Below are 11498 nucleotides of genomic sequence, written 5' to 3' on the forward strand. Positions count from 1 at the left end.
GGGTCGGTCGTAGCGCGCCAGGGAGAACGGCATGGCAATCAAGGCTCCGCTTGCAATCGTCAAGGAGCGCTTTGGTGAGAAAGCAAAGCTCATCGAGGCCGTCAAGCAGCTCGCGTCGGAAGAAATGTGGCTGCCGCGAATGAATTCGGATCAGGGTGGTTCGCGGGGACTCGAGCACGTGTCGAACGCGAAGCTTTTGCGGCTCCACGCCACGCTGACGGCGGTCAAGGACAAGTTCGGGTCGCGGGCCAAGCTCGTCGACGAGATCTTGGCGCTGCAGAACCGCTCGAAGGATGCCGGCCTGCGCTCGCGTATCGAGGCGTACCCGGTTCCGCGTTTGTACGACTTGTGGAAGAGCTCGGACAAGCGGGCGAAGGCGCAGAAAGCCGCAGCGAAGGCGGATTCTGGCGCGAAGTCGTGACGCTGAGCGTGTTCATTCTTTAATCACCAGCCAGCCCAACACTGTTTGTCGCAGGCGATTGCCGTATGAAGCACTTCAAACGGTTCCTTCGACAAGCGGTCATCATCGCTCGCAAAGATCTCGCAATCGAGCTGTCCACGGGCGAAATCGTCACGACGAGTGGTTTTTTCGCGGTGCTCGTGGCGGTCATTGCGTCGCTCGCATTTCACGCGGGGCAGCAGACCACGCAGAATGTCGCGCCGGGCGTCATTTGGGTCGCCGTTGCATTCGCGTCCGTTTTGGCCATTGGTCGAAGCTGGCAGCGCGAGCGTGAAGAAGGCGCGCTATCTGGGCTTTTGGTCTTGCCGTTGTCGCGGGCGGCTCTATTTGCCGGAAAAGCGGTCAGCATTGCGATTTTCGTATGGTTCGTGGAGCTCATCGTCGTGCCGGTCGCAGCGCTGCTTTTTGCCGTGGATCTTTTGGAAACGGGCCTTGGGCTCGCGTTGATTTCGCTCGCTGCAACGCCGGGGATTGCGGCTGTCGGAACGCTTTTCGGCGCCATGACGGTGCGCACGCGAGCTCGCGACTTGGTGCTCGCGAGCGTCTTTTTCCCGCTGCTCGCGCCGACGCTGCTCGCGGCGGTGGCGGGAACGCGTGAGCTATTTGGCGGCGCGTCTTTGAGCGAGCTATTTGACTACATAGCCATCATGGGTGTGTTCGGCGTGGTGTTCACCGCCGGTGGTTTAGGCTTATTCGAATCGCTGATCGATGGGTGAGTGCGGACGTTTGTCAGAGTGTTCGTGAGGACTGCGTTGCGGCAGCGTTTCGAATCTGGTACGCTTTGTGGCTGGAGACTCCCATGCCGCCTGATCTGCAACGGCTCACCGACGAGATCCTTTCCATGCCCGCGGCGTCGCGAGCGCTGCTGGCGCGCATCATTCTAGACAGCCTTGGTACATCGGAAACTGAGGAGATCGAGCGTAGTTGGGCACGCGAGGCCGGCGAGCGGACACGTCAGATCGATGCGGGCGAGGTAGAATTGCTCGATGGTGACGACGTAATGCGAGAATTACGCGCAATGTGCCAATGAGGCGATTCAAGTTCCATCCGGCGGCGCGCAAAGAGCTGCGTGAAGCGATTTTGTTCTACGACGAACGTGCGGCTGGATTGGGTCGAGAATTCTTGGACGAGGTCAACGTCACGATCCGTCGAATTTGTGACATGCCAGCAGCATGGCCCAAGCTAACCGAGGGCGTAAGGCGTTGCGCAATGCATCGCTTTCCCTACGGAATCATTTACAGGGAAACGAATCGCATGATCGAGATCGTTGCCGTCATGCATCAGCACCGTCACCCCGATAGCTGGAAGGGCCGCTGAAAGCGAGCATGGACGGCGCCGCGGTCTCTCATGTATCCTGAGTGATGCTGCCGAGGAGGCTTGTCATGAACACCCGTAACGTCGCCCTTTCTTCGTTTGCCCTTTTGCTTTCTGCATTCCTGCTCCCTGCCTGCGGCGAACCTGCTGCGCCCGCGGGTCCGCCCGCGCCCGATTACACAGGATGCGACAAGGTCGTCCAGCCGTCCGCGAACGATGGCGAAAATGTGCAAGAGGCGCTCATCAATGCGGCGGCCGATAGCACTGTGTGCCTTGGCCCTGGCACGTTCAAATTCGACACCGAGCTATCCATTGCGGTAACTGGCCTCGAGCTTCGAGGTCAAGGCAAAGACGTCACCATCCTCGACTTCAGCGGCCAAAAAGTTGGCGCCAACGGTATTCAAATCACGAGCGACCGCGTGATGGTCGAAGCGTTTGCCGTGAAGAACCCGCCGGGTGACGGCATCCGCGCGACCGGCGTAAAAGACATTACATTCCGCAAAGTCGCGGTCATCTGGGATGCCGATGGGTCGCTCAAGAATGGCGCCTACGGCCTTTATCCCGTCAGCAGCGAGGGCGTTACCATCGAAGGTTGCGTCGTCAAAGGTTCGCGTGACGCGGGCGTGTACGTGGGCCAATCGAAACGCGTCCTGCTCCGCGATAATGAAGCGTATGGAAACGTCGCCGGTTACGAGCTCGAAAACACCATCGAAGCCGAGGCGTATGGCAATCACGCGCACGACAACACCGCCGGATTCCTCATCTTCAATTTGCCCGACCTGCCCATCCAAAACGGTGGCGTCGGACGATCGCTCGTGCACGACAACATCTTTGAAAACAACAACTTGCCGAATTTCGCCGAACCCGGCACGATGGTGGCCAACGTACCGCACGGCTGCGGCATGGTGCTGCTCGCGACGGATCAAAATGAAATCGCGCACAACCAAATTCGCGGCAACGACACGACGGGCGTGCTCATTCTGAGCTTCACGGAAACGTTCGTCGGTACGTCGAGCGATCCCAACTTCGACGAATACCCCGAAGGCAACTACATTCACGACAACACGTTCACGAGCAATGGGCTGTTGCCTGCTCCGACGATTGGGGCCATCGTGGTTGCCGAGCCGGTTCCCGATGTCTTGGACGATGGATGCGTGGATCCGCAAAAGATGAACGCGATGGGTGAATTGACCAATTGTCTGAAAAACAATGGCAATGCCACCTACGCGAACCTCGGCGTATGCGACGGCTTCAAAGAGTCGACGGATATCGGTCCGGTGACGTGCGAACATCCGCCCGTCGCTCCGGAAGCGCCGTAAAGGAAAGCTCGTCATTCAGTCGCTCGATGCGCACCTGCATCGAGCTACGACGAGCGGGCTCAAGGCGTCCCGCAAATGCCGCCGAAGCAAGCTTGGCCGCTTGGGCAATCGCAATCGACTTGGCAAGATATTTGAGGGGCCGGAGGCGGGGCGCAATACCCGGAAACGCAGCTTTCGCCCACGGCGCATTCGCACGAAGCAACACAGGGCGTCTTGCACGATCCGTCGATGCATTGGTTGCCGCTCGGACAATCGCAATCCGCCTGGCAAGCCGCTTCGCCGCCGCCACCCCATCCGCCGCTGTTATCGTCGCCACCGCCGCCGCCAAAGCCACCGCTTCCGTCGTTGCCGCTGCTCGGATGCGGCTCGTTCGCGCACGGGTATGCATCGAGTGACGAGGCGCAGCCCGATTGAAGGACGCACTCGATTCCACCCATCGCGGACGGAGGATCCATGTCATGCGCCGACCTGCAACCGTCGAAGCAGTTTTTCCAAGTCTGATTGGAGATGATGTCGCAGCCGAGGAGATGATCGCAATAATCGGCGCAAACCGCCGAATTCAACGGCGTGCCATCGACCCATGCGTCGTCGTCATTCCACTCGCCGTGGTTGATGTAACAACCGCCGGTCAACGTCAAAAAACCCGTAAACAATGCCAATGCCCAAGCGTGGGCTCTGCGACGCGTATTCATTCGTCACCACTCCCGATGAAGGGTTATCGTTGTTCACGGCCCATGGCGCGCTCCGTGTCCGCGCGCCGCGCCGTCGTTCGTCCCTCCGTACCCGCACGAGTTCGATTCGTTCAAACTTTGTTTTGATGTGATGTAGAACACTGATATGCCGGGAGAAACCAGAAGCACGAAAAAAATCGACCGAGGGGTTGAACGATAGGCAGCTGAGCGGGCACAACGAGGGGCGATGAGGGCCCTCGATCTGCTAGCGCCGCTCTTTTTCTCGCGCGCCTCACAGGCCGCGCAGGAAGACGAGCTCATCGAGCGGCTGCGCCGAGGAGATAACGCGGCGATCGCCGAGGTGTATGACGAACATTACGCCTCGGTGCGCGCCTTTGCCCGGCGCCTCACGGGCGACGATGCGGCGGCCGAGGACCTCGTCCACGACGTGTTCGTGACCCTTCCGAGCGCGGCGCAGCGTTTTCGGGGCGAATCGTCGCTGAAGACGTTTCTCGTGTCGATCGCCGTGAACCACGCGCGGCATTATGTGCGCGCTGCTGCGCGACGGCGCGCGATGATGGAGAAGCTCGGGTGCGAACCTTTGCCGGAGACGCCGAACCCTGAGCGCGAGGTAAACCGCGCGGCGCTCGCAAAGGCGCTGCATCGCGCGCTCGACGAGCTGCCTGACGCGCAACGAGTGGCTTTCGTGCTCTGCGAAGTGGAGGAGCGGAGCGCGCGAGAAGCGGCGGAGATCATGGGCGTACCCGAGGCGACGGCGCGCACGCGCTTGTTCCACGCGAAGCAGAAGCTCCGGGCCCTGCTCGACGAGGAGGAGAGCCGATGAAAGACGAACTGCTCCGCGAGGCGACGCGCGCGCTGCGCGAGGAAGCCGATGGATCGCCTGGAAAGCAAGCCGAAACGCGCGCGCGCATCGTGCGCACGCTGAAGGAGCGCCGTGCACGAAAGCTCGCAGCGATTCGCGTGTTCGTGCCGATCGCCGCGGTGCTCGTCGGCTCGGTCGCGTGGGCGTCGGCGACACATCGATTGCCTGGCGTGTGGTACGAATTGAAAGACAATTTGGGCTTTGGGCGGGCGGAAGTTGAAGAGGCGCCGGTGGATGTGCCCGCAGATCCGCCCGCGCCTCGGCGGGTCGCGAAAGCGCTCGATGTGAAAGCGCCCGAGCCTGCAGCAGAAGTTGTCGAGGCACCTGCACCGACCGACGTGGAGCCTGCGCCGCAGCCCGAGGACGTGGAAGGCCAAGCCGCAGCGGCGCCAAAGATGGCCGCGGCTGCGCCCCCGCGGATCGTTGCGCCGACCGATGTGCCGAAGGTGGACGCGGCGCCCGCGGACGTGCCGAAGGTGGACGCGGCGGCTGCTGCGCCCGAGGTGCGCGTCGATCCGGCCGAGGCGCTTTATCGCGCCGCACACGAGGCTCATTTCGTCACGCGTAATTCGAGCGCGGCGCTCGCGGCGTGGGACGCGTACCTCGCGGCCGCACCGCGCGGGCGTTTCGCACTGGAGGCTCGTTACAATCGCGCGCTTTGCCTCGTGAGGCTCGGGCGCAAGGCCGAGGCGCAACGAGCGCTCGAGCCTTTTGCTGCCGGTGCGTATGGCGGTTATCGTAAAGCCGAGGCCCGTTCGCTCGTCGATGCAATGCAAGGGGGCGCGCCGTGATTCGTTTCGCGCGGAGGCTCGCCATCTGCGCGGCGTGGGCGTTTGTCGTGGCGACGTATGCGGCCGGCGCGCGCGCGGACGCACCGGCCGCGGCCGAGGTCGCGCTCGTGGTCGAGGGTTTGCCGTGGGACATCGATCCGGAATCGGTGCGCGTGGCCATTGGGCGCGAAATAGGGAGCGGCGTCGTCTTTGCGGGGAAAACGCCGGACGGGAAGGCGGCGCTCGTTTTACGCGGCGAACCCGGGCGCCGCATTGCATTGACGTATCGATCGCCCGAAGGGGGCGGTAAACACATCGAGCGTACGATTGATTTGCCCGACGATCCGGAAAATGCGGCGGAGACGATTGCGCTGCTCGCCGGCAACCTCACGCGCGACGAAGCGGCGGAGCTTGCGGCCCTATTGGGAAAACGGCCGGAGGCAGAGCCGAGCGTCGACGAGGCGATTGCGCCGAGCCCGACGCCTGACGAGCCTGTCGTGGCCGAAAAAGGCACAGAGCCGGCACCCGAAAAGGAAACGCTGCGCGATTCGGCCAATCCGCCCGTGCGGCTGGCTGTGCGCCGTGCGGCTGCGCCGAACGATATGCCGGTGCCCAGTCCTTGCGCACGCCCGACGAATATGCGTGAATTCGCCGGTGCCGATGTGGTGCCGCACCTTGGCACATCGAGGTTCACGGGGACGGACACGGTTCGCGCGATATCGGCGAATTTGTTGGCGGGGTATTCGAGGGGCCTTTCGGGATTGGAGATCGGCTTTGGGCTGAACATCCAGCGTGAATTCGCGTGCGGGGTGCAAATCGTCGGCGTCGGCAATGTCGTGGCGCGCGAGGTGCGCGGCGTGCAGTTGGCGCTGGGATTCAATTACACGAGCAACCTTAACGGCACGCAGATCGGCGGCGTCAATGTGGCGCCTGGCGCGATGTATGGCGTCCAGGCGGGCGCGGTCGATTACGCGAGCGACGTCCGCGGCGTGCAGCTTGGCGTCGTCTCGATTGCGGACGAGGTGACGGGATGGCAAGTCGGTGGCGTCAACATTGCCACGGGCGACGTGAAGGGCGTGCAGATTGGCATCATCAATTATGCGGATACGTCCACCTATTCATTTGGCCTCATCAACATCGTTCGCCGCGGGCGTCTCCATTTCGACGTTTGGGGGCAGGAGTCTGGCGTTTTCATGGCTGGCTTCGAGCACGGCAGCGATCATTTCCACAATATTTACGGCGCCGGATTCCGCGCGACCGGCGACGAGCCGCGTGGGGTCTTGACGCTCGGTCTCGGCGGCCGCGTAGTTCTCAGCGAGCGACTTTCGCTCGATATCGACGTCCTTGGCTATTCGCACCACGACATCGACGATTTGGCGCCGACCGCATTCGTTGCGCAAGCGCGCGCGCTCGTATCGGTCCAAATGGGTGCCAATCTTGGCGCATTCGCGGGTCCGAGCTACAGCGTCGTGGCGGCCATTTCGCCCGCAGAAGCGCAAATGGCTCCCTACGACACTTCGAATCTCGACCCGAACTCGAATCCGCTTTTGGGTTGGCCCGGCATCACGGCCGGCGTTCGCACATTCTGATTCGACCGACCCTCAAACCTCGTAAGTCATTCACCAAGAATCGCTCGCGCACATCGCTCGGCCGCCTCCATGATGCCATCCACGTCGAACGGCTGCCCCGTGCATTCCCCAACGGCCCACAATCCGTCTCCCGCGCGACCATTTCGATCGCATTCGATTGCATAACCGCGATCCGCCTCGAATCGCACGGACGCCCCCGCCTGCGCCGCAAGCTCGAATGCCGGCGCACCGTGACTCGAAACCCCTACGACCTTCGTCCGAATCGTTTTCTCGCCTTGTCCATCACGCACGGTCACGCTCTTGACCCCACTCGTTCCTCGCACGCCCACGATGGCGTCTTCGCCAATGCGTATCACCCGATCCCCGAGGCGCCTCCCCAGCTCGTCAGCCCAAAAGCCGTCCCCTACCACGACAAACGCCTCTTCCGGCTCCACGCCGTACGCCAGCATCACGCATAACGCTCGTGCCGAAAACACGCCTGGCAAATCATTGCCGCCGAATGCGAGCACCCCATCATGCGCGCCCGTCGCGAATACCTTGTCGTTGGCTCGAACGACCACCGCTTCGTCCGCCGTTGCCACCACGACCTCGCCCAGATAAACCCCCGCTGCGGTGGCCCGGACAAACACCGTCGCTTCTTTGGGACGCAGCGAATCGCATAGCTCGGTGCGATCAGGCAATGCATTGAGCGACCCGCCGATCCGCACGCCATCGTCCACCAGCACAACGCGTTTGCCTCGAGCTTCGAGCCGACGCGTCACGACGAGCCCCGCGAGGCCTGCGCCAATCACCACGACGTCTGCATCGACACGACGCGCAGGCTGCATCGGCTGCGCTTCCGACGGCAGCCGTCCGAGGCCGGATATTTTGCGTGCAAAGCTTTGAACGAGCGGGCCGAGCGCCGGCACGTCCGTCATGAAGTGATGATGATCGAAGCCGTGCGGAAAGAGCCAATCGTTCACCCTCAAAAGATCCGCCTTGCGCGATCCTACGACGTTTTGCGACTCGATGCGTTCGTCGCCGCGCGCTGGCTCGAGACACGTCATCACGTTCGGCGTGCCTTGCACGCGCATCAAACAACCTTCGCAACCACCTCGCATGCACGATGCGCTTCGCGGCCTGTGAAGCTTGGGGCTGCGCGAAAGGATGGTTTTTCCCGCTGCGAGGAGCGATACGGCCAGAGGTTCTCCACGCTCGGCAGGCAAGGCTGACCCATCGAGGTAGACTGTGACTGGATCTCGGAGTGGCCCTGTGCGCCGAAACATGCGTCTAGAGCGCGTATAGCACGGGTGCTTCGAGCTTGCTCGACAACGTAGGGGTTCAAACCTGCCAAGCTCGACCATTTGTCGTGGGCATGTGGGTTGCTTGCCTCGAGCCCTTGTGCCGAAGGCGCTCGATGCTTTTTCACTCCAACGACAAGAGGCTCAGCTATGACGCGTACGCTCGGCTTGCGGATGATTTTGCCCGTCATATCGACATCCCTGCTGCTCACCGGATGTGGTGACGCGGGAATGGAGTTCGCAGAGAATTTTGGGGGTACGGAGGCGCCGGGCGTCAAACAATATCCATATCAGGCGCAATTCGAGGCAGCGTCGAAAAAGTTCAACGTGCCGGTGCCGATTCTCGTGGCGATCGGGTATTCCGAAACGCGCCTTTATCACGTCCCCGGGGAAGAATCGGACATCGAAGGATTACCGCCGACGTATGGTGTCATGGCTTTGCGTGGCGACGCCATTTCAAAAGGCGCCGAGCTCGCGGGTGTCCCGGAAACGGACGTCCAAGCAGACCCAGGGGCAAACATCATGGCCGCGGCCGCATTGCTCGATCAGCACGCCACGACCCTCGATGTCGATCGTGACGACCTTGGCGCGTGGGCGCCCGCCATTGCCGCATTGTTCGACAATCCAAACCTCGAAGCGTCCTCGCATTTCATTCACGAGGAAGTGTATCGCGTGCTCCGTGAAGGCATCACCGCACCCGAGGACAGCGGCATGGGCGAAATTCTAAAAGCCGTCCGGCACGTCACCGCCAATTTCCCGTTTCTGCACGTGACGCTGCGTGGAGGCGAGCTGCCCCGAGCGTTTTATTCAGGCGCGATATGGCGACCGGCGCCGGCAGCCAATTACACGTCGGGGCGCAGAGGTCACGACGTCGAGCTTCTCGTCGTGCACACCTGCGCTGGCAGTTATACGTCCTGTTGGGGCTGGTTGACGTCGCTGAAAAATCCCAGCAGGACGAGCGCCCATTACGTCGTCAATGAGACCGGCTCGGAGGTCTCGGCGCTCGTCGACGAAATGGATACGGCGCACCACGTCGGCAAATCGTGGCAAGGGCTTCCGACGAACCCGCGTTCGATCGGTATCGAACACGGCGGTTTTTCGTACTCGCTTGCCAACCCATGGACCGAAGGACAACTCGCCGCGTCGGCCAACCTCGCGTGCGATGTCGTCAAACGCCACAACCTCGTACGCGACCGCAATCATATCCTTGGCCATTACCAACCCGATCCCGTCAATCGCCCGAATGATCCGGGCATCGACTTTCCCTGGGCCGTTTACATGAGCCGCATCACTGAATGCCTCGGCGAGTCCGGTGGTGATAAAGATGGTGACAAACGAGGTGTACGGTGACCAAAAATCAGCAATTGGGCGGAGGTGCGTGGCAGAGCCTTGGCACGTTTCCATTCACGGCCGGTCATCACGTCGTCGCCGATGCCATTCAAATTCGTTGACGCGTTTTCAAAGGGCCCGCCTTTGGCGCATTCGTTGGCTCGCGCTCACGGCTTTGCCGATGGAGCAACATCGGGTGAGCCTCGACCTTGGCGAACGAGCGACAACGTCATTCCCAGTGCGGCAAGCGCCCACGCGCCAAGCGCCACGTAGACGAATACACGCGAAATGGAAAGCAAATACCCCGCATCGACGACGTGCGATAACCGCGCCGTGCAGACGGTGTACATGCCGAGCGGGAAGACGGCGCCCCAATATAGAGGATCATAACGGAGCGGGAATCGTCGTACAAGATGCCGCCACGCGCCCAAAATGAGGAGCATCGGGATCCACCAGGTCGCCGTCGCCCACCACGCCAAGGTCAATCCGCGCACGAACGGGAGCACCTGGTCGATGACCGGCGAATGAGGCGCCGCGGCGACGAGCATCGTGCCAGCAAGCGTCGAAATGGCCGCCGCACCCATGTTGATCCAATAAGGCGGCGCCAAATCCGAGGGGCTCATCGCGAAGAATGCATAACGATAAAAAATGAGCGAAATGATCCACAAATAAAGCATGCCGGCCCCGAGCCACATCGCGAGGCAAAACAAAAGCGCAATGGGCGCGCTATCCCCGAAATGCGGCGCGAGCTGCGCGCCGAGCACGCTCACCGATTGCGCAGCGACGACGGATACGAGCCAGCCGCCGTTGATCCCCTCGGCCAACGCAGGCTTCTCCGGCTTCACGACGATGATCGTGAACACCGCATACGTGAGCAGCGCCCAAAGCACTATCCCCGCCACCCAGAACGCAAATGCAGCGCGAGGCGCATCGGCAACCAATAGGCACTGGGAACCAAATACGGAGGTCGCCGCCACGGTCGTGAAAAAGCCGACCGAACGACCGTGGTTGCGAAAATCGGCAATCACCTGCGACGGGTGGCGCACGAATCGCACCATCGTGAGGATCCAAAGCGCCGGGTAGAATGCAAGATTGAGCGCAAAGAGCACCTTCGCCGGAACAAAGAGCTCCATCGTGTGACAAGCCAACGAGACGATACCGGTCGCCATGACCAGCGCGAAATACGCCGGGTGCATCGCGGCAAGTCGCCCCGGCGAGGTGGTCATCGGCGTCCGAGGTAACGCAAAAGGCCAAGGTTGAGCGCGAGGCACGCGAAACTGGCCCCGAGAGCAGGCCAAACCACGGCGTCGTCACCGCCGAGAAACGCGTTCATCGTCGCAGTGAGAAGCCAAAGCTGGAGGACGACCAGCAGCAGCACGAAGCACAGGACGCCATAGACGACCGTGGTTCGCTGCGCGCGCGTCGATTGGCGAGCCGGGCGCGACATCAACCGGTCCTCGCGGTCACATCGACGGCGAATACCTCGCCATCGACGATGTCGAGTTCGATCTGCGGCAGCGGCCGCGGCGGCGGCCCCGATATGTTGCGGCCCGTCGCAAGATCGAAGTAGCCCTTGTGGCACGCGCAGAGAAACACGCCCTCGTCGAAGCGCGGCACCACCGCGCACGCAAGGTGCGTGCACTTCTGGCTGAACGCGACGAGCTTGTTTTCGGCAAGGCGAACCAGCAAACACGGATCGTGGTCGCTCGGGTAATCGAACATCAGCGACTGACCCACGGGCACGTCGGTCACCGCGGCAATCCGCTTGCGCGGCGGCGACGGACGTCGCTGCCGGACCAAGCTCTGCCCCGCGATCCAACCCTGCCCAGCGACGAACGCCCCGCTGGTCAGCACGAGGAACCGCGTGAAGTCACGCCGCGCGA

Annotated in this window: 14 protein-coding genes; 9 read left to right on the plus strand and 5 right to left on the minus strand. The window is 62.0% G+C overall.

Annotated elements, in window-relative coordinates:
• Positions 1 to 31 precede the first annotated feature (31 nt).
• The 5 genes from IPM54_05910 to IPM54_05930 all read left to right on the plus strand — a co-directional run bounded on the left by IPM54_05910 (position 32) and on the right by IPM54_05930 (position 3093).
• Positions 32 to 421: a hypothetical protein gene (locus IPM54_05910; protein ID MBK9259355.1), complete on the plus strand. Its 390-nt coding sequence runs from the start codon at positions 32 to 34 to the stop codon at positions 419 to 421.
• 65 nt (positions 422 to 486) lie between these two features.
• Positions 487 to 1176 carry a heme exporter protein CcmB gene (locus IPM54_05915; protein ID MBK9259356.1) on the plus strand — a complete coding sequence of 230 codons (690 nt, stop codon included), beginning with the start codon at positions 487 to 489 and terminating at the stop codon, positions 1174 to 1176.
• Between the two features lie 83 nt (positions 1177 to 1259).
• On the plus strand, positions 1260 to 1490 hold the full coding sequence (locus IPM54_05920) for an addiction module protein (GenBank protein MBK9259357.1): 231 nt from the start codon (positions 1260 to 1262) through the stop codon (positions 1488 to 1490).
• Positions 1487 to 1777 (plus strand): type II toxin-antitoxin system RelE/ParE family toxin, encoded by a 291-nt coding sequence (locus tag IPM54_05925; protein MBK9259358.1) that lies wholly within the window; start codon positions 1487 to 1489, stop codon positions 1775 to 1777. Before IPM54_05920 ends, IPM54_05925 begins: the two co-directional genes overlap by 4 nt.
• Positions 1778 to 1842: 65 nt before the next feature.
• Positions 1843 to 3093, plus strand: a complete 1251-nt coding sequence (locus IPM54_05930; GenBank protein MBK9259359.1) for a right-handed parallel beta-helix repeat-containing protein — start codon at positions 1843 to 1845, stop codon at positions 3091 to 3093.
• A 59-nt stretch (positions 3094 to 3152) separates the two neighbouring features.
• On the opposite strand, the gene IPM54_05935 is transcribed toward IPM54_05930, so the two are convergent.
• Positions 3153 to 3785, minus strand: a complete 633-nt coding sequence (locus IPM54_05935) for a hypothetical protein (protein ID MBK9259360.1) — start codon at positions 3783 to 3785, stop codon at positions 3153 to 3155.
• A gap of 226 nt (positions 3786 to 4011) precedes the next feature.
• On the opposite strand from IPM54_05935, the gene IPM54_05940 reads away from it, so the two are divergent.
• Genes IPM54_05940 through IPM54_05950 form a run of 3 tightly spaced genes read left to right on the plus strand, consistent with a single transcriptional unit; the run spans position 4012 to position 7006 of the window.
• Positions 4012 to 4608, plus strand: coding sequence for an RNA polymerase sigma factor (locus IPM54_05940; GenBank protein ID MBK9259361.1), 597 nt, complete (start codon positions 4012 to 4014; stop codon positions 4606 to 4608).
• Positions 4605 to 5438, plus strand: coding sequence for a hypothetical protein (locus IPM54_05945; GenBank protein MBK9259362.1), 834 nt, complete (start codon positions 4605 to 4607; stop codon positions 5436 to 5438). Before IPM54_05940 ends, IPM54_05945 begins: the two co-directional genes overlap by 4 nt.
• Positions 5435 to 7006 carry a hypothetical protein gene (locus IPM54_05950; GenBank protein MBK9259363.1) on the plus strand — a complete coding sequence of 524 codons (1572 nt, stop codon included), beginning with the start codon at positions 5435 to 5437 and terminating at the stop codon, positions 7004 to 7006. Before IPM54_05945 ends, IPM54_05950 begins: the two co-directional genes overlap by 4 nt.
• Positions 7007 to 7032: 26 nt before the next feature.
• Here IPM54_05950 and IPM54_05955 read toward each other — a convergent pair whose 3' ends face one another.
• The gene (locus IPM54_05955; GenBank protein ID MBK9259364.1) at positions 7033 to 8271 is read right to left on the minus strand and encodes a (2Fe-2S)-binding protein; all 1239 of its coding nucleotides are present in this window, start codon (positions 8269 to 8271) and stop codon (positions 7033 to 7035) included.
• Positions 8272 to 8436: 165 nt separating this feature from the next.
• Here IPM54_05955 and IPM54_05960 point away from each other — a divergent pair, with 165 nt between their 5' ends.
• The gene (locus tag IPM54_05960) at positions 8437 to 9636 is read left to right on the plus strand and encodes an N-acetylmuramoyl-L-alanine amidase (protein MBK9259365.1); all 1200 of its coding nucleotides are present in this window, start codon (positions 8437 to 8439) and stop codon (positions 9634 to 9636) included.
• Between the two features lie 146 nt (positions 9637 to 9782).
• Here IPM54_05960 and IPM54_05965 read toward each other — a convergent pair whose 3' ends face one another.
• Genes IPM54_05965 through IPM54_05975 form a run of 3 tightly spaced genes read right to left on the minus strand, consistent with a single transcriptional unit; the run spans position 9783 to position 11469 of the window.
• Positions 9783 to 10841 carry a tellurite resistance/C4-dicarboxylate transporter family protein gene (locus tag IPM54_05965; GenBank protein MBK9259366.1) on the minus strand — a complete coding sequence of 353 codons (1059 nt, stop codon included), beginning with the start codon at positions 10839 to 10841 and terminating at the stop codon, positions 9783 to 9785.
• Entirely contained in the window at positions 10838 to 11062 is a 225-nt protein-coding gene (locus IPM54_05970; GenBank protein ID MBK9259367.1) for a hypothetical protein, read from the minus strand. The genes IPM54_05965 and IPM54_05970 overlap by 4 nt, the downstream gene beginning before the upstream one ends.
• Entirely contained in the window at positions 11062 to 11469 is a 408-nt protein-coding gene (locus tag IPM54_05975; GenBank protein MBK9259368.1) for a Rieske 2Fe-2S domain-containing protein, read from the minus strand. The genes IPM54_05970 and IPM54_05975 overlap by 1 nt, the downstream gene beginning before the upstream one ends.
• Positions 11470 to 11498 lie beyond the last annotated feature (29 nt).

It is taken from the genome of Polyangiaceae bacterium (genome assembly GCA_016715885.1).
GTDB lineage: Bacteria > Myxococcota_A > Polyangia > Polyangiales > Polyangiaceae > Polyangium.